Genomic DNA, 23,253 nt, shown 5'->3' with positions numbered 1-23,253 from the left:
GAGGATGTCGCTGATAGCGCCCACTCTGCTTGGCGGCGTGCTGTTGGATGCGCTGCTGGGCGAGCCGCGGCGCTGGCACCCGCTGGTTGGCTTTGGCCGCCTGGCCGGTCTGCTTGAGACCAGGCTGAACCGCCCCGGGGCCAGTGCGCGCCAGCGGCGCTGGCGCGGCGCCCTGGCCTGGTCTGTGCTGGTGCTGCCCCTGCCGTGCTGTTTGTGGTGGGGGTTGCAGCTGCTGGGTAACGGCGCGGCCGTGGCGCTGAACATGCTGTTGCTCTACCTCTGCCTGGGTGGGCGCAGCCTTGCCCGCCATGCGCGGGCCGTGTCAGGGCCATTGCTGGCCGGTGACATCGCCGCGGCCCGGGCCGCGGTGGCCATGATGGTGAGCCGCGATACCGCCGACATGGACGCGCCGGCGGCCACCCGGGCGGTGCTGGAATCGGTGCTGGAAAACGGCAGTGATGCGGTCATCGCCAGCCTGTTCTGGTTTGCCGTGGCCGGTGCGCCGGGGGCTGTGCTGCATCGCCTGGCCAATACCCTGGATGCCTGCTGGGGCTACCGAAACACGCGTTTTTTGCAATTTGGCGCCTGGGCGGCCCGGGCGGACGACGTGCTCAACTACCTGCCCGCCCGCTGCTGCGCGCTGGCCTATGCCCTGGCGGGTGCGGCGCGTTCCGCCCTCGGCTGCTGGCGCCGCCAGGCGCGGCGCCTGTCCAGCCCCAACGGCGGCCCGGTGATGACGGCGGGGGCGGGCGCCCTGCAAATCTGGCTCGGCGGGCCGGCCCGCTATGGCGGCCAGTGGCAGCGCCGGCCGGTATTCGGCTGTGGCCGGGAGGCCCGTCCCGGCGATATCCCCCGTGCCCTGACCCTGTTGTGGCGTGCGGTGGCGATCCTGCTGGGGGTGGCCGCGGCCCTGGAACTGCTCTGGCGCTGGGGCAGCCATGGCCTCTGAGGTTCTGGAACATGGTGGCCGCTTAAGCGCGGCCATTGCCCGCTATGGCGGCAGTGCGGCGGACTGGCTGGATCTGTCCACCGGCATCAGCCCGTTTGCCTGGCCGGTGCCGCCGGTGCCGCCGGCAGTGTGGCAGCGCCTGCCGGAAGATGCGGATGACCTGGTGCCGGCGGCGGCGCGCTACTACGGCTGCGCTGCTGAGTGCCTGTTGCCGGTGCCCGGCTCCCAGCATGCCATCAGTCACCTGCCACGCCTGTGGCCACAGGCGCAGGTGGCGCTGCCCTACTGGGGCTACCAGGAGCACCACCGGGCGTGGAGCCAGGCAGGCCACCACTGCCTGCTGTATGGCAGTCACCAAGAGCTACAAGCCATGCTGGCGAGCCCGTCTGTGCGCTATGCGGTGGTGATCAATCCCAATAATCCGGCCGCGACGCTGTTCGCTGCCGACGCATTGCTGCCGCTGGCTGCTGTGCTCCACCAGCGCGGTGGTCGCCTGCTGGTGGATGAGGCCTTTGTTGATCCAACGCCGGCCTACAGTCTGGCGTCTCGCTTTCGTGCCCATACCTATGCCAGCGCTCCCCCTGGCCTGGTGGTGCTGCGCTCGTTGGGTAAATTTTTCGGGCTGGCCGGCCTGCGGCTGGGTTTTGTGCTGGGCCCGGCGGGTGACCTCGCGGCGCTGGCGGCAGCCACGGACCCCTGGGCGGTCAGTCATCCGGCGCGCTGGGTGGGGGCAGCCGCCCTGTGCGACGGCGCATGGCAGGCCGGCCAGCGGCGCCGGCTGCAGGTGGCCTCGCGCGCCTGGCGGCAGGGGTTGGCGGCGGTGCTGCCGGCGCTGGCATGGACGGGAACGGATCTGTTTGCCAGTGCGCGCCTGCCTGCAGGTGTTGCGTTCGCGCTGCAGGCGGCCTGCGCGCAGCGTCGGTTGCTGCTGCGTGTGATCGACGCTCCCTCAGGCGAGGCGGTGCTGCGTCTGGGCCTGCCGGAGGCGTCCGGCGAGGCCGCTGCCCTCGGTCGCCTGCAGGCGGCGGCGCAGGCGGTGGGGTTGGCTAGCGGCCCCGGTTCTGGTCGTCAATCTGGCCGTTCAGGGTAAGGAAGTCGTACAGCACGCCAATCCCGAACAGGCCCAGGGTCACCAGATAGAGCAGGCCGGTGAAAATCTTGCCCATATAAAAGCGGTGAATACCGAAAACGCCCAGGAAGGTGAGCAGAATCCAGGCCAGGTCGTAGTCGGTCTCGCCGCTTTCGTAGCGGTGGTCTGCATCCCGCGCCATGCCGGGGATCAGCAGCAGGTCGATGATCCAGCCCACAAAGAGCAGCCCCAGGGTGAAAAACCAGATAACCCCGGTGATCTGGCGGCCGTAGTAAAAGCGATGGGCGCCGATAAAGCCGAAAATCCACAGAAGGTAACCCATGAATACGGAGTGGCTGGGCGGTTGGTTGGACATGCTGGCGTTCCTTGCGAAGTGGTCTGGCGTTAATAGTGGGAGCGGCCCGGGGGTAGGTCAAGGCGCTTGCCGGTGAAGCTGGGGGCGAGGAGGGGGGCAGTGGGCCGTTATCGTGCAAAAATTAATCAAAAAACACTTGCATCGGCTCGCCGCGGTGCCATAATGCGCGCCGGCAGAAAGCCCATGGAAATAAGTCGGATTCCCCGAAACTATTTACCATCGCCTGGTTGACACCCCTCAGGTCGGTCTATAGTATTCGCGTTCCTTTTTCGGGGGGCTCCTTTGCGGGTTCCTGGTTTTTTTATTGATTGGAGTTTGGTCAGGTGCAGAATCAACGCATTCGTATCCGTCTTAAGGCTTTCGACCATCGACTGATCGACACGTCGACTCAGGAGATTGTGGAAACTGCGCGCCGCACTGGTGCCCAGGTTCGTGGCCCGATCCCCCTTCCCACCCGGAAGGAAAAGTACACCGTGCTGATTTCCCCGCACGTCAACAAAGATGCACGTGACCAGTACGAGATTCGTACGCACAAGCGTCTGTTGGACATCGTGGAGCCCACAGAAAAAACTGTGGACGCCCTGATGAAGCTGGATCTGGCCGCAGGTGTAGAAGTACAAATCAGTCTTGGTTAACGATATCTCGTAAACAAGACCTGCCCGGCCGCCACAATGCGGCCGGGTGTGTAACGCCCAGCAGTTCAAAGCAAAAGGCGGGGCGGCCATAGAGGGTAAGCCCCGTACACTGAGAGGTTAGCAACAATGACTATTGGTTTAGTCGGCCGTAAATCCGGTATGACCCGCGTGTTTACCGAAGACGGCGCATCCATCCCAGTAACCGTAGTGGAGATCGCTCCAAACCGCGTTACTCAGATCAAAGAGCTCGAGAGCGATGGCTATCGGGCAATCCAGGTCACTGCGGGCAACCGCAAGGCCTCTAAAGTGAGTAAATCCGAAGCGGGACACTTCGCCAAGGCGGGTGTTGAAGCGGGTCGTGGTTTGTGGGAATTCCGTCTGGAAGGCTCTGAAGAGAGCTTCGAAGTCGGTTCCGAGCTGACTGTTGAGCGTTTCGAGGCTGGCCAGAAGGTCGATGTGGCCGGCCAGTCCAAGGGCAAGGGTTTCCAGGGCGCCATCAAGCGCTGGAACTTCCGCACCCAGGATGCCACCCACGGTAACTCCCTGTCGCATCGCGCGCCGGGCTCCATTGGTCAGTGCCAAACCCCGGGCCGCGTGTTCAAGGGTAAGAAAATGGCCGGCCACATGGGTGCCGAGCAAGTGACCGTGCAAGGTCTGGAAGTTGTTCGTGTGGACGCTGAGCGCGGCCTGCTGCTCATCAAGGGCGCCGTCCCCGGCGCACCCGGTGGTGACGTGGTCGTTCGTCCCACGGTCAAGGCATAAGTTAGGGGGTTTCTAACGTGGAACTGAATGTAGTCAAGCCGGGCAATGCTGAAGCGGGTAAGGTATCCGTTTCCGATGTGGCGTTTGCCCGCGAATACAACGAAGACCTGGTTCACCAGGTGGTGACCGCCTATCTGGCCGGCGCCCGCCAGGGTACTCGTGCACAGAAAACCCGCTCCGAAGTCAGCGGCGGCGGCAAGAAGCCCTGGCGTCAGAAGGGCACCGGCCGCGCTCGCGCCGGTACCATTCGCTCGCCCATCTGGCGCTCCGGTGGTGTGACCTTTGCGGCCCGCCCGCAGGATCACTCCCAGAAAGTGAACCGCAAAATGTACCGCGCCGCCCTGCGCTCCATCGTTTCCGAACTGGCCCGTCAGGATCGCCTGGTAGTGGTCGAGAGCATGGAAGTGGAAGCGCCGAAAACCAAACTGCTGGCCAAGCAACTGGGTGACTACGGTGTCGACAGTGTGCTGATCGTGACCACCGAAGTGGCCGAGAACCTGTACCTGGCCGCGCGCAACCTGCACAAGGTGGATGTGCGCGACGTGGACGGCGTCGACCCGGTCAGCCTGATCGCCTACGACAAGGTGATGGTGACTGTGGACGCAGTGAAGAAGATTGAGGAGATGCTGGGATGAACCAGGAAAGAGTGTTCCAGGTACTGGTCGGTCCGCACGTATCCGAGAAAGCTGCCATTGCGGCAGACAGCAGCAACCAGTACGTATTTAAAGTGGCCGTTGACGCCACCAAGCTGGAAGTGAAGAAGTCTGTTGAGCAGCTGTTCAAGGTCAAGGTGGACAGCGTCCAGACCCTGAAAGTGAAAGGCAAGGTCAAGCGCAACCGTTTCGGTTACAGCACCAAGCCGACCTGGAAGAAGGCATACGTTCGTCTGGAGCAGGGTCAGGAAATTGACTTTGCTTCCGTAGAGTAAGGCGAATAAGGAGTAGGTTGAACATGGCAATTCTGAAGAGCAAGCCCACTTCCCCGGGTCGCCGCCACGTCGTACGCGTGGTCAACCAGGAGCTGCACAAGGGTGCGCCCTATGCGCCCCTGCTGGAAAAGCAGTCTCGCAACGGTGGTCGTAACAACAACGGTCGCATTACCACCCGTCACGTTGGCGGTGGTCACAAGCAGCACTACCGTGTGATCGATTTCAAGCGCACCAAGGACGGTATTCCGGCCAAGGTTGAGCGCCTGGAATACGATCCGAACCGCACCGCGCACATTGCGCTGCTGCTGTTCGCCGACGGTGAGCGCCGTTACATCATTGCGCCCAAGGGCGTATCTGCCGGCGACACGCTGCAGTCTGGCTCCGCCGCGCCGATCAAGGTGGGCAACTGCCTGCCGCTGCGCAACATCCCCGTGGGTTCTGTGATCCACGCGGTTGAGATGAAGCCGGGCAAAGGCGCCCAGATGGCGCGCTCCGCTGGTGCCTCTGTGCAACTGGTGGCTCGTGAAGGTCGCTACGCCACCCTGCGTCTGCGCTCCGGCGAGATGCGCAAGGTGCTGTCTGACTGTCGCGCAACGCTGGGCGAAGTGTCCAACTCCGAGCACAGCCTGCGCAAGCTGGGTAAAGCGGGCGCCGCGCGCTGGCGTGGTGTACGTCCGACCGTTCGCGGTGTCGCCATGAACCCGGTTGATCACCCCCATGGTGGTGGTGAGGGTCGTACTTCCGGTGGCCGTCACCCGGTCAGCCCCTGGGGTACGCCGACCAAGGGTTACAAGACCCGCAAGAACAAGCGTACCGACGGCCTGATTGTGCGTCGTCGTGGTAAGAAATAACGGTTGCCGTTAAACCAGATTTTAGAGGAAACAGATTGTGCCGCGTTCACTGAAGAAAGGTCCTTTTATCGACCTGCACTTGATGAAGAAGGTCGAGGCTGCGCTTGAGAGCAACGACCGTCGCCCGATCAAAACCTGGTCGCGCCGTTCCATGATTGCTCCGGATATGGTCGGTCTGACGATTGCCGTGCACAACGGCCGTCAGCACGTCCCGGTGCTGATCAACGAAGACATGGTTGGTCACAAGCTGGGTGAATTTGCGGTAACCCGCACATTCAAAGGCCATATCGTGGACAAGAAGGCCAAGCGCTAAGCGCGGGCCGGATAAGCGAGGTTTAGGAAGATGGAAGTTGCAGCAAGACTGAAAGGCGCGCGCATCTCGGCGCAGAAGGCCCGCCTGGTCGCCGACCAGGTGCGCGGCATGCCCGTTGAAAAAGCGCTTGCACTGCTGGAATTCAGCCCCAAGAAGGCTGCTCACATTGTCAAGAAGGTGCTTGATTCCGCCATTGCCAATGCTGAGAACAACGAAGGTGCCGACGTGGACGAGCTGAAAGTGTCCAGCATCTTTGTAGATGAAGGTATGACCATGAAGCGTCTGCGCCCGCGTGCCAAAGGCCGTGCGGATCGCATCCTCAAGCGCAGCTGTCATATCACAGTGAAAGTCGCAGACGGCGAAGGCTAAGGTTAGGAGAAGACCATGGGTCAGAAAGTAAATCCGGTCGGCATCCGGCTCGGCATCGTAAAGGATCACAACTCGATCTGGTACGCGGATAGCAAGAACTACTCCAAGAACCTGATCAGTGACCTGGAAGTTCGCGCTTTCATCGAGAAAGAGCTCGAAAACGCCTCTGTCAGCCGCGTCGTCATCGAGCGCCCGGCGCAGACTGCCCGCATCACCATTCACACTGCCCGCCCCGGCATTGTGATCGGCAAAAAAGGCGAGGACGTGGACAAACTGCGTCGCACCCTGACTGCCAAAATGGGTGTGCCGGTGCACATCAACATCGAGGAAATCCGCAAGCCGGACCTGGATGCCAAGCTGGTTGCCCAGAACGTGGCCCAGCAGCTGGAGCGTCGTGTGATGTTCCGCCGTGCCATGAAGCGCGTAGTGCAAAACGCCATGCGCCAGGGTGCCGAAGGCATCAAGGTGCAGGTTGGCGGCCGTCTGGGTGGTGCCGAGATTGCGCGTACCGAGTGGTATCGCGAAGGCCGTGTGCCGCTGCACACCCTGCGTGCGGACATCGATTACGCAACCTACGAGGCGTCCACCACCTACGGCATCATCGGTGTGAAGGTATGGATTTTCAAAGGCGAAGTCATCGGCACTGAAGAAGCGGCTGACGGCGCCAAGAAGACAGCAACTAATTAAGGGTTACGCAGATGCTTCAACCTAAGCGTACAAAATTTCGCAAAACTCAGAAGGGTCGTAACCGCGGCCTGGCCCATCGCGGCAGCAAAGTGAGCTTTGGCGAATACGGTTTGAAAGCGACAGGTCGCGGCCGCATCACCGCGCGCCAGATCGAAGCGGCCCGTCGTGCCATGACCCGCCACATCAAGCGTGGCGGCAAAATCTGGATCCGCGTCTTCCCGGACAAGCCCATTACCGGCAAGCCCCTGGAAGTTCGTCAGGGTAAAGGTAAGGGTAACGTGGAGTACTGGGTAGCCCAGATCCAGCCCGGCAAAGTGCTGTACGAAGTGCAGGGTGTTTCCGAGGAACTGGCGCGCGAGGCCTTTACCCTGGCCGCCGCCAAGATCCCTGTGGCTACTACATTTGTTAAACGGTCGGTGATGTGATGAAAGCAAGCGAATTGCGTGAAAAGTCCGCTGAGGACCTGAACAAGCAGCTGCTCACCCTGCGTGAAGAGCAGTTCAAGCTGCGCATGCAGAAGTCCACTGGTCAACTGGCGCAGACGCACCTGCTCCAGCAGAACCAGCGCGACATCGCACGCGTCAAGACTGTACTGAAACAGAAGGCAGGTAACTAATCATGTCAGGTGCAGAGAAGCGTATCCGTACGGCGACCGGCAAGGTTGTCAGCAACAAAATGGACAAGACGATCACTGTGCTGATCGAGCGTCGGGTCAAGCACCCGGTGTACGGCAAGTACATCACCCGCTCGTCCAAGATCCACGCTCATGACGAAAACAATGAGTGCGGTATCGGTGACACCGTGAAGGTGGTTGAGTCCCGCCCGCTTTCCAAGTCCAAGACCTGGAAGCTGCAGGAAGTTGTTGAGAGCGCCACTCAGGTCGTTTGAGTACAGGATAGTGCGGCGTGAGCCGCAGTTTGGAGTTAGAAAATGATTCAAACACAGTCGTATTTGGAAGTGGCCGACAACAGCGGTGCCCGCCGTGTGATGTGCATCAAGGTGCTCGGCGGTTCCAAGCGTCGTTACGCCCGCGTCGGTGACCTGATCAAGGTAACCGTGAAGGAAGCAATTCCCCGCGGCAAGGTCAAGAAAGGCCAGGTAATGACTGCCGTGGTTGTGCGCACCAAGAAAGGTGTTCGCCGCGCTGACGGTTCCCTCATCAAGTTTGATGACAACGCCGCCGTGCTGCTGAACAACCAGGAAGCGCCCATCGGAACCCGTATCTTTGGTCCGGTGACCCGTGAACTGCGCGGCGAGAAGTTCATGAAGATTATTTCTCTGGCCCCGGAAGTTATCTGAGCTGGCCAAGGAGAGGACGAGAGATGTTGAAGATCAAGCGCGATGACGAAGTGGTTATCCTGGCCGGTAAGGACAAGGGTAAGCGCGGCAAGGTTCGCAAGGTGCTCGCTGACAATAAAGTGATTGTTGCCGGCATCAACATGGTGAAGAAGCACACGCGCCCCAACCCGCAAATGGGTGTGGCCGGCGGCATTGTCGAGAAGGAAGCCCCGATTCAGGTTTCCAATGTGGCGATTTTCAATCCCGCCACCAGCAAGGCTGACCGTGTGGGCTTCAAGGTGGATGGGGATACCAAGGTGCGTATCTTCAAGTCCAACGGCGAAGCGATCGACTGATCCCGCTGCGGGCTGGCAAACCGAGTTTACAGGTAGAAGACATGGCAACGTTGAAAGACAAGTACAAGAGCGAGATCGCTCCCCAGCTGAAAGAAGAGCTGGGTCTGGCTAATGTGATGGAAGTACCGCGCATCACCAAGATCACCCTGAACATGGGTGTAGGTGAAGCCGTGGGCGACAAGAAAGTGCTGGAAAATGCCGTCGCCGACATGGAAAAGATCGCCGGTCAGAAAGTGGTGATCACCAAGGCGCGCAAATCCATCGCCGGGTTCAAGATCCGTGACGGCTGGCCCATTGGCTGCAAGGTGACCCTGCGTTCCGATCGCATGTACGAATTCCTGGATCGCCTGATTTCCATCGCGATTCCCCGGATTCGTGACTTCCGCGGCATCAGCCCGAAGTCTTTCGACGGCCGCGGTAACTTCGCCATGGGCGTCAGCGAACAGATCATTTTCCCGGAAATCGACTACGACCAGGTGGATGCCCTGCGCGGTATGGATATCACCATCACCACCACCGCTCGTACGGACGACGAAGGCCGCGCCCTGCTGCGCGCTTTCAACTTCCCCCTGAAAGGTTAAGAGGCTTTATACATGGCTAAAAAATCTATGATTGCGCGTGAGACCAAGCGTGCACGTATGGTAGCTAAGTACGCCGAGAAGCGTGCCGCTCTGAAAGCGATTCTGAGCGACGTCAACGCCTCTGACGACGCCAAGTGGGAAGCCCAGATCGCCCTGCAGAAGCTGCCTCGTGACGCAAGCCCGGTTCGTCGTCAGCGTCGCTGCCAGGTCACCGGTCGCCCTCACGCGGTATATCGTAAATTTGGCCTGTGCCGTAACAAGCTGCGCGAAGCTGCAATGCGCGGTGATGTACCTGGTCTGGTTAAGTCCAGCTGGTAACGGAGAGAATTCAAGATGAGTATGCAAGATCCGCTGTCAGATATGCTGACCCGCATTCGCAACGCGCAGATGGCTGGCAAGACCAAGGTGGAAATGCCTGGCTCCAAGCTGAAAGCTGCCGTGGCGAACGTACTGAAGGAAGAGGGCTACATCGCTGACTTCAATGCTTCCAGCGAAGGCAAGCCGCGCCTGGAGATTGAACTGAAGTACTTCAATGGCAAGCCCGTCATTGCAGAGATCGACCGCATCAGCCGCCCCGGCCTGCGCAGCTACAAAGGCAAGGACGAACTGCCTTCTGTACGTGGCGGCCTCGGTGTGGCCATTGTCTCCACCTCTCGTGGTGTGATGACCGATCGCGCTGCCCGCGCCGCTGGCGTTGGCGGTGAAGTGCTCTGCACCGTTTTCTAAGATTTACTGAATTGAAGAGCATTCAACATGTCTAGAGTCGCAAACAATCCGGTAGAACTGCCCAATGGGGTAGAGGTCAAGCTGAACGGCCGCGACCTGACCGTGAAGGGCGGTAAAGGCGCCCTGGAGTTCACCCTGAACGAAGGTGTGGACATCAAGCAGGAAGACAACGTAGTGACCGTTGCCTACGACGGCGACAAGTTCAAGGCGCTGGCGGGTACTACCCGTGCGCTGCTGAACAACATGGTCAAGGGCGTCAGCGAAGGCTGGGAGAAAAAACTGGTCCTCAACGGCGTGGGCTATCGTGCCAAGGCCGACGGCAAGAGCGTCAACCTGACTGTGGGCCTGTCTCACCCGGTTGACTACAAACTGCCCGAAGGCGTTAGCGCCGAGACCCCGACCCAGACCGAAATCGTGGTCAAGGGCATCGACAAGCAGGCAGTCGGCCAGGCGGCCGCGGAAATCCGCGCCTACCGCCCGCCGGAGCCTTACAAGGGTAAAGGCATTCGCTACGCGGACGAGCATGTCCGTCGTAAAGAAGCCAAGAAGAAGTAAGCAGGTACTAAGAGATGAGTGCAAAGAACGATTCCCGGCTGCGTCGCGCCCGTCGCACCCGCGCCCGTATGCGCACCCAGGGCGTAAACCGCCTGAGCGTGCACCGTACTCCGCGCCACATTTACGCCCAGGTGTTCGCACCGGCTGGCGACAAGGTACTGGCCAGTGCTTCCACCCTGGACAGCAGCCTGCGCAGTGGCGCCACCGGCAACATTGATGCGGCTGCTGCTGTTGGCAAGCTGGTGGCTGAGCGCGCCAAAGCTGCCGGCATTGACAAGGTCGCCTTCGATCGTAGCGGCTACAAGTACCACGGACGCATCAAGGCCCTGGCCGACGCTGCCCGTGAAAGTGGACTGGAATTCTAGGGTATCGATATGGCGTTCAACGACCAGAAAAAGCAACAGCAGCAGGAAGGTGACCTCCAGGAGAAGCTGGTTCAGGTCAACCGTGTTGCCAAAGTAGTAAAAGGCGGCCGTATCTTCGGTTTCACCGCGCTGACCGTGGTTGGCGACGGCAACGGCCGGGTTGGCTTTGGCCGCGGCAAGGCGCGCGAAGTGCCGGTTGCCATCCAGAAAGCGATGGAAGCTGCCCGCCGCAACATGATCAGCGTTGAGCTGAACAACGGCACCATCCAGTACCCGGTGAAGGCCGCTCACGGCGCTTCCAAGGTGTACATGCAGCCCGCTTCCGAAGGTACCGGTGTTATTGCCGGTGGCGCGATGCGCGCTGTGCTGGAAATTGCCGGCGTACACAACGTACTGGCCAAGTGCTATGGCTCCACCAACCCGGTGAACGTAGTGCGCGCGACCTTCAACGGCCTGCGCGACATGGCGGCGCCCGACGATGTGGCGGCCAAGCGCGGCAAGACTGTCGAAGAAATTCTGAACTAATTATTGGGTTGGCTTGTCATGGCTAAAGCAACTATCAAGGTCACGCAGATCAAGAGCGCTCACGGTCGCCTGAAGAACCACAAGGCCTGTGTCGCCGGTCTTGGCCTGCGCCGCATCGGCCACACCGTGGAAGTGGAAGACACTCCCTCTGTGCGTGGCATGATCAACAAAGTGAATTACCTGGTACGGGTCGAGGACTAAATCATGTCTGATGTTATGCGACTGAATACCCTGAGCCCGGCTCCCGGTGCCCGCAAGGACGCCAAGCGCGTTGGTCGCGGCATTGGTTCCGGCCTGGGCAAGACCGGTGGCCGCGGCCACAAGGGTCAGAAATCCCGCTCCGGCGGCACTGTGAAGCCCGGTTTCGAGGGTGGTCAGATGCCCCTGCAGAAACGCCTGCCGAAATACGGCTTTACTTCGCGTATTTCCCGCACCACCGCGCAGGTACGCCTGGGCGAACTCAATGCGGTAGCTGGTGACGTGGTGGATCTGGCTGCGCTGAAAGACGCCGACCTGATCCGTAACGATGTGCTGCGCGCTCGTGTGTTCCTGTCCGGTGAGCTGAACAAGGCTCTGACCGTAAAAGGTCTGGCGGTTACCAAGGGTGCCCGCGAAGCCATCGAGAAGGCCGGCGGAAAAGTAGAGGACTAAATGGCGACAGGTCAACTGCCCGGAGTCAACAAGGCAGGCATGGGCGAGCTCTTTGCTCGCCTTCGTTTTGTCTTGATGGCGATAATCGTTTATCGCATCGGCACTCATATCCCGGTCCCCGGGATCGATCCCAACCAGTTGGCGGCGCTGTTCAACCAGAACCAGGGAACCATCCTGGGGCTGGCGAACATGTTCTCCGGCGGTGCCCTGGAGCGCATGAGTATCCTGGCGCTGGGCATCATGCCCTACATCTCTGCATCCATCATCATGCAGCTGATGTCGGCAGTGACCCCGCAGCTGGAGCAGTTGAAGAAAGAAGGCGAATCCGGTCGCCGTAAAATCAGCCAGTACACCCGTTATCTGACGGTGATTCTGGCACTGGTGCAGGGCACCGGGATGACCGTGGGCATGGCCAACCAGGGCATGGCCTACAGTGTGACCCCGCTGTTCTACGTGATTGCGATTACCTCGCTGGTCACCGGCGCTGTGTTCATGATGTGGCTGGGCGAGCAGATTACCGAGAAGGGCGTGGGCAACGGCATTTCGCTGCTGATCTTCGCCGGTATCGTGGCGGGCCTGCCCTCTGCGATTGGCCAGTCGCTGGAGCAGGCGCGCCAGGGTGAGCTGAACATCCTGATCCTGCTGTTCATCCTGACGCTGGCGATTGCGGTGATCTACATGATCGTGTTCATCGAGCGCGGCCAGCGCCGCATCACGGTGAACTATGCCAAGCGGCAACAGGGTCGCAAGATGATGCAGGCGCAGAGCTCGCACCTGCCCCTGAAGGTGAACATGGCGGGTGTGATCCCGGCCATTTTTGCCAGCAGCATCCTGCTGTTCCCGGCGTCGCTGGCGCAGTGGTTCGGCTCCTCCGGTGGCGCCGACTGGCTGCAGGACCTGGCCGTTGCCATCGGCCCGGGCCAGCCGTTGAACATCCTGTTGTTCACGGCATTGATTGTATTTTTCTGCTTCTTCTATACGGCGTTGATGTTCAACCCGCAGGAAGTGGCTGACAACCTGAAGCGGTCCGGCGCCTTTGTGCCGGGTATCCGCCCGGGACAGCAAACCGCCAACTATATCGATGGCGTGCTGACCCGGCTGACGGTGTTCGGCGCCGCGTATATCGCGCTGGTCTGCCTGATGCCCCAGTTCCTGGTAGTGATGTGGAACGTGCCCTTTTACCTGGGCGGCACTTCACTGCTGATTGTGGTTGTCGTGGTGATGGACTTTATGGCCCAGGTGCAGAGCCACCTGATGTCACAGCAGTACGACTCTGTGATGAAAAAGGCCAACCTGAAAAACTATGGTGCTTCCGGGCGTGTGCGTTAAGCCGCGCCGGGTGAACGGAGAGAGTGAAAGATGAAAGTACGTGCATCGGTCAAGAAAATCTGCAGAAACTGCAAGATTGTCCGTCGCAATGGTGTTGTGCGCGTGATCTGTAACACAGACCCGCGCCACAAGCAGCGCCAGGGCTGATGTGGTTGCCGCCGGCCTTCGGGCGGGCGGTGGTTGATTTTTAGTAAACATGCCGCTAGAATGCTGCGCCTTTCGCGTCCCGCCCCTCAATCTGATGCAAATCAGGGGCCAGATGCTGCGCTGCTGTTAGCGACAAACTGAGTATTTGGAGAAGAGTTGGATGGCTCGTATTGCCGGCGTCAACATACCCGATAACAAGCATGCTGTTATCTCACTGACTTACATCTACGGTGTGGGCCGTACCCAGGCGCGTCGTCTGTGTGCAGACACCGGTGTTGCCGAAAACGCTAAGATTGCTGATCTCAGCGAAGAGCAAATGGATGCTCTGCGTAACAAGGTGGCCGAGATGACGGTAGAGGGTGACCTGCGCCGTGAAGTCTCCATGAACATCAAGCGTCTGATGGACCTGGGCTGCAACCGCGGCCTGCGTCACCGTCGCAGCCTGCCGCTGCGCGGCCAGCGCACCAAGACCAACGCCCGTACCCGTAAGGGTCCGCGCAAGCCGATTCGCAAGTAAGCATACGCCCAACAGCGAATCCTTTTAGTGTAGCTGCACCGTTGTGCAGTGTTGATATTAAAGCAGGAACTACAGCATGGCTAAGCCAGGTGCCAAAAGCACTCGTAAAAAGGTCAACAAGACCGTCGTCGATGGGATCGCGCACGTACACGCGTCCTTCAACAACACCATCATCACCATCACCGATCGCCAGGGCAACACCCTGAGCTGGGCCACCGCGGGTGGTTCCGGTTTCCGCGGTTCGCGCAAGAGCACCCCGTTCGCTGCCCAGGTAGCGGCGGAGCGTGCCGGTGAAGCCGCCAAGGAATACGGCCTGAAAAACCTGGACGTCCAGGTGAAGGGCCCCGGCCCCGGTCGTGAATCCGCGGTGCGTGCGCTGAATGCCTGCGGATACAAGATCAGCAACATTACCGACGTGACCCCGGTGCCGCACAACGGCTGCCGTCCGCCCAAGAAACGTCGCGTATAACGCTTTACAGGAAGAATTGACATGGCTCGATACATTGGTCCCAAGTGCAAGCTCTCCCGTCGTGAGGGAACCGACCTGTTCCTGAAAAGCGGTGTGCGCGCACTGGAAAGCAAGTGCAAACCCGAAACTGCCCCCGGCCAGCACGGCGCCCGTCGCGGCCGCCTGTCCGACTACGGCGTACAGCTGCGTGAAAAGCAGAAAGTCCGTCGTATCTACGGCATCCTGGAAAAGCAGTTCCGCAACTACTACAAGGAAGCTGCCCGCCTGAAAGGCGCCACCGGTGAAAACCTCCTGCAACTGCTTGAGTCTCGCCTGGACAACGTGGTTTACCGCATGGGCTTTGGCTCAACCCGCTCCGAAGCTCGCCAGCTGGTATCCCACAAGGCGATCCTGGTGAACGGCGCGGCGGTCAACATCCCGTCCTACCAGGTGAAAGCCGGCGACGTGGTTTCCGTGCGTGAAAAAGCCAAAAAGCAACTGCGTGTGCAGTCTGCCCTGGCCCTGGCCGCCCAGCGCGGTGAGCCCGAGTGGATTGAAGTCAACGCCGACAAGCTGGAAGGGACCTTCAAGTCCGCTCCCGAGCGTCAGGACCTGTCCTCCGAGATCAATGAAAACCTGATCGTGGAACTGTACTCCAAGTAATCGGATCCAGGACTAACCTACAACTACAGGTGCCAGAATGCAGACAGCAGTTAATGAATTCTTGACTCCGCGCGTTATCAACGTCGAAGAGAAGACCAGCTCGCGCGCCCAGGTAACCCTGGAGCCCCTGGAGCGTGGTTTCGGCCACACTCTGGGCAATGCATTGCGTCGCATTTTGCTGTCTTCCATGCCCGGCTGCGCCATCACCGAAGTGGAAATTGATGGTGTTCTGCACGAGTACAGCGCCATCGAAGGCGTGCAGGAAGATGTGATCGAGATCCTGCTGAACCTCAAGGGCGTTGCCCTGGTGATGAACGGCAAGGATGAAGCTGAGCTGACGCTGAGCAAGAAGGGCCCCGGAGCCGTGACCGCCGCCGATATCCAGGTGGATCACGATATCGAGATCCGCAACCCCGATCACGTGATCTGCCACCTGAACGGCAGCTCCGAGATCAACATGAAGCTGACTGTGGCCCGTGGCCGCGGCTACTCCCCGGCGGACTCTCGCGAGAACCCGGAAGAGGAAACCCGCTCCATTGGCCGTCTGCAGCTGGACGCTACCTTCTCGCCGATTCACCGTGTGTCTTACGTGGTGGAAGCTGCGCGGGTTGAGCAGCGTACCGACCTGGACAAGCTGGTGCTGGATCTGGAAACCAACGGCACCATCGACCCGGAAGAGGCGATCCGTCGCGCCGCGACCATCCTGCAGCAGCAGCTGGCCGTGTTCGTCGACCTGGAGAGCGAGTCTGAGTCTGAGTCCGTTGTGGAAGAGGATGAAGTCGATCCGATCCTGCTGCGCCCGGTTGATGATCTCGAGCTGACGGTTCGCTCTGCGAACTGCCTCAAGGCCGAGAACATTTACTACATCGGTGACCTGGTGCAGCGCACCGAGGTAGAGCTGCTCAAGACCCCGAACCTGGGCAAGAAGTCACTGACCGAGATCAAGGACGTCCTGGCGTCGCGCGGCCTGTCACTGGGCATGCGCCTGGACAACTGGCCTCCCGCCAGCCTGAAAAACGACGACCGGGTGCTGAGCGTTTAAGCGCTCCCGGTTCTGATACCAGTTATAGCGTGCTGCGATAGCACAGAACAGATAGGATTGGAAAAATGCGTCATCGTCACAGTGGACGTCAGCTCAACCGGAACAGCTCACACCGCAAGGCCATGTTCCGCAACATGACCGTGTCTCTGGTGGAGCACGAACTGATCAAAACCACCCTGCCCAAGGCCAAGGAGCTGCGCAGCTATGCTGAGCCGCTGATTACCCTGGCCAAGAACGACAGCGTGGCCAACCGCCGCCTGGCGTTCGATCGCGTGCGCAGCAAAGCGGCCGTGGGCAAGCTGTTCAGCGAACTGGGTCCGCGCTATCAGGCGCGCCCGGGTGGCTACATTCGCATCCTCAAGTGCGGCTACCGCGCCGGCGACAAGGCCCCCATGGCCTACGTCGAGCTGGTGGATCGCCCCGTTGCGGATGTGGAGGGCGACGACGAGTAAGTCGTTCGCTTATTGCACAGCCTACAAAAAAGCCGGGTTTATCCCGGCTTTTTTGTGTCTGTAGAGAGCGGCTATCCCAGTAGGTGCCTATCCCAGTAAGCGCCTATTTTAGTTGGTGCAATTCAAAGCGTGTTCCCGCGCGTCCGCTGATTTCCACCTTGCACTCCTTCCAGCCGGCGGGCACCGTCCAGGGCCGCGAGCTGGGGTAGGGCAGTTGCTGCTCGTTGCCAAGGCAAGCCAGGTAGACCCAGCTGATATCCCCGCGCACCTGCTGCAGGTTGAAGTTATCTCGCGTCAGGCGCGTTTCCCAGGCACCGGGGCCGCCGCGATAGAGGGGGGTGAGTTCGCCTCGGGTCGCCACATCGGGGTTGGCCAGAAAGCGCGCCTGGGCAGCCTGCTGGGCACTCTGGACCTTCTGGATCAGCTCGTCGCCGGAGCCGCGCATCATGATCTGGTTAAAGGTGGCCTGGGCGTCCGCCAGCTGGTTGTTGTCCAGTTGCAGGGTGTGCACCCGCGCCAGCATCAGCGCGTAGTGCTCCGGCTCCACGTAGGGATGCTTGAAGCGATTGCGGTCCGCCAGGTTCTGGAATTCCATCACCCGCTTCAGGTGCTGCATTTCCGTGGCGGGGTCGTCCCAGCGGCTGGCGATGGAGGCGGCGAGTATCTGGAACTTTACGTCTTCATAGGCATTGCGCCCGGGCATTTCTTTGAGTTGGGCGGCCAGGTCGAAGGCACCATCGTAGTCGCCGGCGCGGAATTTTTCCCAGGCCTGTTCGTAGGTGGTGTTGTAAGCGGGGCTCATCGCCCGCGGGATGTCCAGAATCCAGGTGTACACCACCGGCCCGGCGGGCACCTCCACCGGCGTGCCGTTACGGGTGGCCGGCGTAAAGCGCATGGCCTGTATCTGGTTCAGCATGTGGGTGTCGACGCTGGGAATGCCGTTGGAGCTTTGAATAGTGGCGTCTGCCACATTGCCGTTTTCGCCCACCGTGTAGGTGTAGACCAGCCAGGCCTCCTGGGTAAAGCTTGCGTCCAGAGAGGGGGAGCTGCCGCTGATGCGCTCGGGGGGCACAAAGCCGCCCTGGGCGAGGGCGGGCAGGGCGCCGATGACAAGGCTACCGGCAGCCAGCGCCCGGGCGGCGCTGCGCAGGATACGGAGAGGAAAGGTTGCGCTCATGCTGGGCATTCCTGACGGGCGGAAATCGCCTAGTCTAGCAGTATTTGGTCAGTACGCGCCGAGTCGGCGGCGGTCGTTGGCCGACAGGTATTCCACTTCTTCCTTTAATTCCTGCCACACGGCCAGTTCCGGCGCCAGCACCTGGCCCTCGGCGATGAGGCCCTGGGCGGTGTCCCAGGACTTCACTTCAATTTCTCCGCGCACCGCATCCGCGTAGGCGTCCAGCAGGCGCTTGCGCACATCGCGGGTAACGGCCATGTCAGGAAACTCCGCCATCAGGGCATCGTAACCGCGGCGGGCGGCGCCCAGGTCGCCGCTGCTGACCGCCTGCAGGGCCTCGCTGGCGCGGCGGTTGGCGGTGGCTTTGCGCGCGGCAATAGCGGCCTGCTCCTGCTGCCAGGCTTGCTCCTGCGCGGGTATGTCGGCGAGCAGGGCGGCGGCTTCCGGGTGGTCCGGCAGCCACTGCTGGACGGCCTTGAGCCGCTCCCGGGCCTCGGCATAGCGGTGCTGCTGCACGTCCTGCCGTGCGGCCTTGACCAGGCCATCGGCACTGGCGGCAAGGCCGTCCCTGGCACCGGGGGTATTGGGGTCGGCGGCCGCGAAGGCCTTGGCGGCTGCGCTGTATTGCTGCTTCGTTAGCAGCGCCTGGCCCTCGCTCACGTGCTGTTGCTGAGCCTGTGCCTCGGCCAGCGCCGGCAGATCGGCCAGGCGCTGGTTCAGTGCATCGGCGTTGGGGGCCAGTGCCAAGGCGGCTTCCAGGGCGCTTTTTGCCGGCGTGAAATCCCCTTCGGCTATGGCGGCTTCGGCGCTGTCGGCCAGTTGCTTGATGGCGGCATCCAGCCCGCGTTGGGCGTCTGCGCTGTCCGGATCAAGGCGCAGAGCGGTGCGAAACTTTTCCCCCGCCGCCGCGGCATCGCCGCTGTCTGCCAGGGAGCGACCGTCGTTCAGCAGTACCTCCAGGTTTTGCGCGGTTACCCGCTGCACCTCCTCGGCGCCACGTTGCTGCTGGGCTTCACGTGCATCCAGCCAGTTGCGCTCCACCTGGGCCACGGCGGCATGACCGGGGGCGAGGGCTGCGGCGCTATCGAGCCGCTCCCTGGCCAGCTCCAGATCGTTGGCGGCCAGGGCGGTATTCGCCTCTCCAAGTAGCTTTTCAAGCTGTGGGTCCTGCACTGTGGCCAGGGCCTCGCTGTGCGCTGCCCCCTGCTGCTGCCAGTACAGGTAGCCGCCGCCACCGGCCACCAGCGCCACCACGGTCGCCGCCAGGGCCCATTTGCCGCCGCCGGAGCGGCGCCGCGAGGCCCCCGAGCGCCGCTCGTTGCGAATGCCGCTGATCACATCGTCGCCGTGGCTTGATGTTAACTGGTAACCGCCAGACACCCGGCTGCCGATGGGGCTGCCGGTATCACTCCAGACCGCCGTACGGTCGCCGTCCAAACCCTCTACCTGGGTGCCCATGGCGGGCGTGCGCCGCTGGGGAATGTGGTCCCTGGGCGGGGTCAGAACATCGTCATCGCTGAATTGGTTGCGCACGGCGCAGAAGGCTTCGTACATTTCGTAGCCGGACTGGAAGCGCTCGTCGGGCTTTTTGGCCATGCCCTTGTCGAGGAAGGGCTGGTAGGCGGCCAGGCGCCTGGGCAGGCGGGGGATTTTCTCGGTGAGGTGTTTGACCGCCGTGCTGACGGCGGAATCCGCCTCGTAGGGCACCGTTTTGGTGAGCATTTCGTAGGCCACCACCGCCAGGCTGTACAGGTCCGAGCGCCCGTCCAGGGCAATGCCCTCGGCCTGTTCGGGGCTCATGTAGCTGGGTGTGCCCACCAGCAGGCCTGCCTGGGTCATCTGGGTGCTGGAGTCCGCCGCCTTGGCGATGCCGAAGTCGGCCAGCACAAAGTCATCGGGTCCGCGCATCATGATGTTGCTGGGCTTGATGTCCCGGTGCACGTAGCCCTTGGTGGCGGCGTAGTCGAGTGCCGCCGTCATCTGCGCCATCACCTGGTAGATGGTGCGCTGGCTCATGGCGCCGCGAATGATGTCTTCCAGGTCGCCGCCGTGCAGCAGCTCCATGGAAATGTAATTCAGGCTGCGATAGACGTTGACGTCGTAGATTTGCAGGATATGGGGGTGGGACAGGCGCGCGGAGATGCGCGCTTCGCGCACAAAACGCTCTGAGAAGGATTCGTCGGCGATCTTGTCGGTGTCGATGACCTTGATCGCGACTTCACGGTCGAGATTGATGTGCAGCGCGCGGTAGACACTGGCCATGCCGCCGCGGCCGAGCTGCTCGTAAATCTCATAACCCGGAATCTCAAACGTGGCCATGGCTGAGGCGAGTCGTCCCTGTCGAAGTCAGTCAGTAATAAGCTGCGGTGCGTCCGCTGCAACGCAGTGTAAATTACCGGAATCCACTTCGTCACACAAAAAGCGGAATCCCGCCAGTAATGTACCCATTTTGGACACATTCCGCCGGGAAAATTCACTAAGTTGTGCGCTAATTCAAGATCGGGAGCAACGGCCTGCTGTTTACAATGTGGGCAGGCCGTGTGGCGTGGGCGCCGGCAATCTGGCCGCAAAGCGGCAGATGTGGGGCGCCCTACCTGCGGTTTACGCCGCCTTGCCGCGCGTGCGCGGTTTGCGCGTTTTCTTCAGCAGTGGCGCCAGGAAGCGGCCGGTGTGGGAGCCTTTGGCGCCGGCGACCTCCTCCGGCGTGCCGGTGGCGATGATCTGGCCACCGCCGGAGCCGCCCTCGGGGCCCAGATCCACAATCCAGTCCGCGGTTTTGATCACGTCCAGGTTGTGCTCAATGATGACCACGGTGTTGCCGTGGTCGCGCAGGCGGTGCAGCACCTCCAGCAGCTGGCGGATGTCCTCGAAGTGCAGGCCGGTGGTGGGCTCGTCGAGGATGTAGAGGGTCTGGCCGGTATCGCGCTTGGACAGCTCCCGCGACAGCTTGACCCGCTGGGCTTCACCGCCGGAGAGGGTGGTGGCGGCCTGGCCGAGACGGATGTAGGACAGGCCCACGTCCATCAGGGTCTGCAGTTTGCGAGCAATGGCGGGCACGGCGTCGAAGAAGGCCAGCGCGTCCTCCACGGTCATATCCAGCACTTCGTGGATGTTCTTGCCCTTGTAGCGGATTTCCAGGGTTTCGCGGTTGTAGCGCTTGCCCTTGCAGATGTCGCAGGGCACGTAGATGTCCGGCAAAAAGTGCATTTCCACCTTGGTGACGCCGTCGCCCTGGCAGGCCTCGCAGCGCCCGCCCTTGACGTTGAAGCTGAAGCGGCCCGGTTTGTAGCCGCGGGAGCGGGCTTCCTGGGTGCCGGCGAACAGCTCCCGCACCGGGGTGAAAATGCCGGTGTAGGTGGCGGGGTTGGAGCGCGGGGTGCGGCCGATGGGGCTCTGGTCGATGTCGATGCATTTGTCCACTTGCTCCAGCCCTTCGATGCCCTGGTGCGGCGCGGCGCTGAGGGTGGTGGCGCCGTTCAGGGCGGTGGCCGCCAGGGGGTAGAGGGTGTTGTTGATCAGGGTGGACTTGCCGGAGCCGGACACGCCCGTCACGCAGGTCAGCAGGCCCAGCGGCAGCGCCAGGTCCACGCCCTGCAGGTTGTTGCCGCGGGCGCCGGTGAGTCGGATTTCACGCTTTTTATCCCGTGCAATGCGCTTGGCGGGCACCGCGATGGCCTTTTTGCCCGACAGGTAGGCGCCGGTCAGGGAGTCCTTGTGGGCGATGATGTCCTTCACGCTGCCCTGGGCGACAATACGGCCGCCGTGCACGCCGGCGCCGGGGCCGATGTCGATGACGTGGTCCGCGGTGCGGATGGCGTCTTCGTCGTGCTCCACCACCAGCACGGTGTTGCCCAGGTCGCGCAGGTGGGTGAGGGTGTTGAGCAGACGCTCGTTGTCGCGCTGGTGCAGGCCGATGGAGGGCTCGTCCAGGATGTACATCACGCCAACGAGGCCGGCGCCGATCTGCGAGGCCAGGCGAATGCGCTGGGCCTCGCCGCCGGACAGGGTTTCGGCGCTGCGGTTCAGGGTCAGGTAGTTCAGCCCCACATCCACCAGGAAGCGGTAGCGGGCGCGCAGTTCCTTGAGGATCTTGCTGGCAATCTCCCCCTGGCGGCCCTCCAACTTCAGGTTTTCAAAGTAGATTTCCGCCTCGCCTACCGGCAGGTTGGTGATGTCCGGCAGGGTACGGTTGTCCACGAATACGTGGCGGGCGTCCCGGCGCAGGCGGGTGCCCTCGCAATCCGGGCAGGGCTGGGTGGAGAGGTATTTGGCCAGTTCCTCGCGCACCGACTGGGACTCGGTGTCGCGGTAGCGGCGCTCCATGTTGGGCAGAATGCCCTCGAAGGGGTGGGTGCGCTTGAATACATCGCCGCGGTCGTTGATGTAGGAGAAGGCCACTTCCTCCTTGCCGCTGCCGCGCAGAATCACCTCCCGGTGCTGTTTTTTCAGCTTCTGGAAGGGCGTGTCGATGTCGAAGCCGTAGTGATCCGCCAGGCTGGTGAGCATGTGGAAGTAGTAAACGTTGCGCCGGTCCCAGCCGCGGATGGCCCCTTCGGACAGGCTGGCCTGGGGGTGCAGCACGATACGCTCGGCGTCGAAGTACTGCTTTACCCCCAGCCCGTCGCAGCCGGGGCAGGCGCCCGCCGGGTTGTTGAAGGAGAACAGCCGCGGCTCCAGCTCGTCGATGCTGTGGCCACACTCGGGGCAGGCGAAGCGGGCCGAAAACATAATGTCCTCGCCATCGCCGTCCATCCAGCTCACGGTGGCCAGGCCGTCGGTGAGTTCCAGCGCGGTCTCGAAGGATTCTGCCAGGCGCAGTTTGAGGTCGTCGCGCACCTTGAAACGATCCACCACCACCTCGATGCGGTGCTTACGTTTTTTGTCCAACGCCGGCACATCATCCAGGTCGGTGACAATGCCGTCGATGCGCGCGCGCACAAAGCCCGAGGCGCGCAGCTCCTCGAAGACGTGCAGGTGCTCCCCCTTGCGGTCGCGCACCACCGGCGCCAGCAGCATCAGCTTGCTGCCGTCGGGCAAGGCCAGCACCGAATCCACCATCTGGCTCACGGTCTGGGCCTGCAGGCTGATGTCGTGGTCCGGGCAGCGCGGCTCGCCGGCGCGGGCGTACAGCAGGCGCAGGTAGTCGTAGATTTCGGTAATGGTGCCCACGGTGGAGCGGGGGTTGTGGGAGGTGGACTTCTGCTCGATGGAAATGGCTGGCGAGAGGCCCTCGATATGGTCGATGTCGGGCTTCTCCATCATCGACAGGAACTGGCGCGCATAGGTAGAGAGCGACTCCACATAGCGCCGCTGACCCTCGGCGTAGAGGGTGTCAAAGGCCAGGGAGGACTTACCCGAGCCAGACAGGCCGGTGATCACCACCAGTTTGTCGCGGGGAATATCCAGGTCGATATTCTTGAGGTTGTGCGTGCGCGCCCCGCGGACGTGGATCGTTTCCATGAGTCACCTGATACAGCGGCTGGGAGTCAAACGGCGCAGTAT

The 23,253-nt window shown here is 61.7% G+C and carries 34 protein-coding genes; 30 read left to right on the top strand and 4 right to left on the bottom strand.

The genetic code is table 11. From position 1 onward, the window contains the following. Positions 1-4: 4 nt before the first annotated feature. Together cbiB and cobD are read left to right on the top strand one after the other, a co-directional pair. Entirely contained in the window at positions 5-949 is a 945-nt protein-coding gene (gene cbiB, locus DDZ17_RS10980; protein ID WP_116366781.1) for an adenosylcobinamide-phosphate synthase CbiB, read from the top strand. Continuing rightward, positions 939-2,039, top strand: coding sequence for a threonine-phosphate decarboxylase CobD (cobD, locus tag DDZ17_RS10975; protein ID WP_116366777.1), 1,101 nt, complete (start codon positions 939-941; stop codon positions 2,037-2,039). The genes cbiB and cobD overlap by 11 nt, the downstream gene beginning before the upstream one ends. On the opposite strand, the gene DDZ17_RS10970 is transcribed toward cobD, so the two are convergent. Then, positions 1,996-2,394 (bottom strand): NINE protein, encoded by a 399-nt coding sequence (locus tag DDZ17_RS10970; protein WP_338322793.1) that lies wholly within the window; start codon positions 2,392-2,394, stop codon positions 1,996-1,998. The two genes, cobD and DDZ17_RS10970, sit on opposite strands and share 44 nt — an antisense overlap. A gap of 323 nt (positions 2,395-2,717) precedes the next feature. On the opposite strand from DDZ17_RS10970, the gene rpsJ reads away from it, so the two are divergent. The 28 genes from rpsJ to rplQ all read left to right on the top strand — a co-directional run bounded on the left by rpsJ (position 2,718) and on the right by rplQ (position 16,574). Then, positions 2,718-3,029: a 30S ribosomal protein S10 gene (rpsJ, locus tag DDZ17_RS10965; protein WP_116366776.1), complete on the top strand. Its 312-nt coding sequence runs from the start codon at positions 2,718-2,720 to the stop codon at positions 3,027-3,029. Positions 3,030-3,155: 126 nt separating this feature from the next. After that, positions 3,156-3,791 (top strand): 50S ribosomal protein L3, encoded by a 636-nt coding sequence (rplC, locus tag DDZ17_RS10960; protein ID WP_116366774.1) that lies wholly within the window; start codon positions 3,156-3,158, stop codon positions 3,789-3,791. A gap of 17 nt (positions 3,792-3,808) precedes the next feature. Beyond that, entirely contained in the window at positions 3,809-4,426 is a 618-nt protein-coding gene (rplD, locus tag DDZ17_RS10955; RefSeq protein ID WP_116366772.1) for a 50S ribosomal protein L4, read from the top strand. After that, positions 4,423-4,719: a 50S ribosomal protein L23 gene (gene rplW, locus DDZ17_RS10950; protein ID WP_116366771.1), complete on the top strand. Its 297-nt coding sequence runs from the start codon at positions 4,423-4,425 to the stop codon at positions 4,717-4,719. Before rplD ends, rplW begins: the two co-directional genes overlap by 4 nt. A gap of 23 nt (positions 4,720-4,742) precedes the next feature. Further along, entirely contained in the window at positions 4,743-5,570 is an 828-nt protein-coding gene (gene rplB, locus DDZ17_RS10945; RefSeq protein WP_116366770.1) for a 50S ribosomal protein L2, read from the top strand. A gap of 37 nt (positions 5,571-5,607) precedes the next feature. Next, the gene (rpsS, locus tag DDZ17_RS10940; protein ID WP_116366768.1) at positions 5,608-5,883 is read left to right on the top strand and encodes a 30S ribosomal protein S19; all 276 of its coding nucleotides are present in this window, start codon (positions 5,608-5,610) and stop codon (positions 5,881-5,883) included. Positions 5,884-5,913: 30 nt separating this feature from the next. Continuing rightward, complete coding sequence (gene rplV / locus DDZ17_RS10935) at positions 5,914-6,252, top strand: 50S ribosomal protein L22 (protein ID WP_116366766.1); 339 nt, start codon at positions 5,914-5,916, stop codon at positions 6,250-6,252. 15 nt (positions 6,253-6,267) lie between these two features. Then, entirely contained in the window at positions 6,268-6,939 is a 672-nt protein-coding gene (rpsC, locus tag DDZ17_RS10930; protein WP_116366764.1) for a 30S ribosomal protein S3, read from the top strand. An 11-nt stretch (positions 6,940-6,950) separates the two neighbouring features. Next, entirely contained in the window at positions 6,951-7,364 is a 414-nt protein-coding gene (gene rplP, locus DDZ17_RS10925) for a 50S ribosomal protein L16 (protein ID WP_116366762.1), read from the top strand. Beyond that, positions 7,364-7,555 carry a 50S ribosomal protein L29 gene (gene rpmC / locus DDZ17_RS10920; protein ID WP_116366760.1) on the top strand — a complete coding sequence of 64 codons (192 nt, stop codon included), beginning with the start codon at positions 7,364-7,366 and terminating at the stop codon, positions 7,553-7,555. Before rplP ends, rpmC begins: the two co-directional genes overlap by 1 nt. Before the next feature lie 2 nt (positions 7,556-7,557). Continuing rightward, positions 7,558-7,827 carry a 30S ribosomal protein S17 gene (gene rpsQ, locus DDZ17_RS10915; protein WP_116366758.1) on the top strand — a complete coding sequence of 90 codons (270 nt, stop codon included), beginning with the start codon at positions 7,558-7,560 and terminating at the stop codon, positions 7,825-7,827. Positions 7,828-7,869: 42 nt separating this feature from the next. Continuing rightward, complete coding sequence (gene rplN, locus DDZ17_RS10910; RefSeq protein ID WP_116366756.1) at positions 7,870-8,238, top strand: 50S ribosomal protein L14; 369 nt, start codon at positions 7,870-7,872, stop codon at positions 8,236-8,238. Between the two features lie 23 nt (positions 8,239-8,261). Beyond that, a complete protein-coding gene (gene rplX / locus DDZ17_RS10905; RefSeq protein WP_116366754.1) occupies positions 8,262-8,573 on the top strand; it encodes a 50S ribosomal protein L24 in 312 nt (103 codons plus the stop codon). Positions 8,574-8,614: 41 nt separating this feature from the next. Further along, positions 8,615-9,154, top strand: coding sequence for a 50S ribosomal protein L5 (gene rplE / locus DDZ17_RS10900; RefSeq protein WP_116366752.1), 540 nt, complete (start codon positions 8,615-8,617; stop codon positions 9,152-9,154). A 12-nt stretch (positions 9,155-9,166) separates the two neighbouring features. Continuing rightward, a complete protein-coding gene (gene rpsN, locus DDZ17_RS10895; protein WP_116366750.1) occupies positions 9,167-9,472 on the top strand; it encodes a 30S ribosomal protein S14 in 306 nt (101 codons plus the stop codon). Positions 9,473-9,487: 15 nt separating this feature from the next. Next, on the top strand, positions 9,488-9,880 hold the full coding sequence (rpsH, locus tag DDZ17_RS10890) for a 30S ribosomal protein S8 (RefSeq protein WP_116366748.1): 393 nt from the start codon (positions 9,488-9,490) through the stop codon (positions 9,878-9,880). Positions 9,881-9,907: 27 nt separating this feature from the next. Beyond that, positions 9,908-10,435, top strand: a complete 528-nt coding sequence (gene rplF / locus DDZ17_RS10885) for a 50S ribosomal protein L6 (RefSeq protein ID WP_116366746.1) — start codon at positions 9,908-9,910, stop codon at positions 10,433-10,435. A gap of 14 nt (positions 10,436-10,449) precedes the next feature. Beyond that, complete coding sequence (gene rplR, locus DDZ17_RS10880) at positions 10,450-10,800, top strand: 50S ribosomal protein L18 (RefSeq protein WP_116366744.1); 351 nt, start codon at positions 10,450-10,452, stop codon at positions 10,798-10,800. A 9-nt stretch (positions 10,801-10,809) separates the two neighbouring features. Next, complete coding sequence (gene rpsE, locus DDZ17_RS10875) at positions 10,810-11,325, top strand: 30S ribosomal protein S5 (protein ID WP_116366742.1); 516 nt, start codon at positions 10,810-10,812, stop codon at positions 11,323-11,325. Between the two features lie 18 nt (positions 11,326-11,343). Next, a complete protein-coding gene (rpmD, locus tag DDZ17_RS10870) occupies positions 11,344-11,526 on the top strand; it encodes a 50S ribosomal protein L30 (RefSeq protein ID WP_116366740.1) in 183 nt (60 codons plus the stop codon). 15 nt (positions 11,527-11,541) lie between these two features. Beyond that, on the top strand, positions 11,542-11,976 hold the full coding sequence (rplO, locus tag DDZ17_RS10865) for a 50S ribosomal protein L15 (RefSeq protein WP_116366738.1): 435 nt from the start codon (positions 11,542-11,544) through the stop codon (positions 11,974-11,976). Then, the gene (gene secY, locus DDZ17_RS10860) at positions 11,977-13,305 is read left to right on the top strand and encodes a preprotein translocase subunit SecY (RefSeq protein WP_116366736.1); all 1,329 of its coding nucleotides are present in this window, start codon (positions 11,977-11,979) and stop codon (positions 13,303-13,305) included. A 30-nt stretch (positions 13,306-13,335) separates the two neighbouring features. Next, positions 13,336-13,452 carry a 50S ribosomal protein L36 gene (gene rpmJ / locus DDZ17_RS10855; protein ID WP_116366734.1) on the top strand — a complete coding sequence of 39 codons (117 nt, stop codon included), beginning with the start codon at positions 13,336-13,338 and terminating at the stop codon, positions 13,450-13,452. 160 nt (positions 13,453-13,612) lie between these two features. Next, positions 13,613-13,969 carry a 30S ribosomal protein S13 gene (rpsM, locus tag DDZ17_RS10850; RefSeq protein WP_116366732.1) on the top strand — a complete coding sequence of 119 codons (357 nt, stop codon included), beginning with the start codon at positions 13,613-13,615 and terminating at the stop codon, positions 13,967-13,969. A gap of 76 nt (positions 13,970-14,045) precedes the next feature. Next, positions 14,046-14,438: a 30S ribosomal protein S11 gene (rpsK, locus tag DDZ17_RS10845; RefSeq protein WP_116366730.1), complete on the top strand. Its 393-nt coding sequence runs from the start codon at positions 14,046-14,048 to the stop codon at positions 14,436-14,438. A gap of 21 nt (positions 14,439-14,459) precedes the next feature. Beyond that, entirely contained in the window at positions 14,460-15,080 is a 621-nt protein-coding gene (rpsD, locus tag DDZ17_RS10840) for a 30S ribosomal protein S4 (RefSeq protein WP_116366728.1), read from the top strand. A 37-nt stretch (positions 15,081-15,117) separates the two neighbouring features. Further along, the gene (locus tag DDZ17_RS10835; RefSeq protein ID WP_116366726.1) at positions 15,118-16,122 is read left to right on the top strand and encodes a DNA-directed RNA polymerase subunit alpha; all 1,005 of its coding nucleotides are present in this window, start codon (positions 15,118-15,120) and stop codon (positions 16,120-16,122) included. A 65-nt stretch (positions 16,123-16,187) separates the two neighbouring features. Then, on the top strand, positions 16,188-16,574 hold the full coding sequence (gene rplQ / locus DDZ17_RS10830) for a 50S ribosomal protein L17 (RefSeq protein ID WP_116366724.1): 387 nt from the start codon (positions 16,188-16,190) through the stop codon (positions 16,572-16,574). Between the two features lie 103 nt (positions 16,575-16,677). On the opposite strand, the gene DDZ17_RS10825 is transcribed toward rplQ, so the two are convergent. From DDZ17_RS10825 to uvrA, 3 genes are all read right to left on the bottom strand, one after another. After that, entirely contained in the window at positions 16,678-17,751 is a 1,074-nt protein-coding gene (locus DDZ17_RS10825; RefSeq protein ID WP_157976576.1) for an energy transducer TonB, read from the bottom strand. 48 nt (positions 17,752-17,799) lie between these two features. Further along, positions 17,800-20,070, bottom strand: coding sequence for a serine/threonine-protein kinase (locus DDZ17_RS10820; protein ID WP_116366720.1), 2,271 nt, complete (start codon positions 20,068-20,070; stop codon positions 17,800-17,802). Positions 20,071-20,352: 282 nt separating this feature from the next. Continuing rightward, positions 20,353-23,211: an excinuclease ABC subunit UvrA gene (gene uvrA, locus DDZ17_RS10815; protein ID WP_116366718.1), complete on the bottom strand. Its 2,859-nt coding sequence runs from the start codon at positions 23,209-23,211 to the stop codon at positions 20,353-20,355. Positions 23,212-23,253 lie beyond the last annotated feature (42 nt).

The organism is Parahaliea mediterranea, from assembly GCF_003402235.1.
In the GTDB taxonomy this organism is placed as follows: domain Bacteria; phylum Pseudomonadota; class Gammaproteobacteria; order Pseudomonadales; family Halieaceae; genus Parahaliea; species Parahaliea mediterranea.
This window is presented reverse-complemented; position numbering and strand designations above follow the sequence as displayed.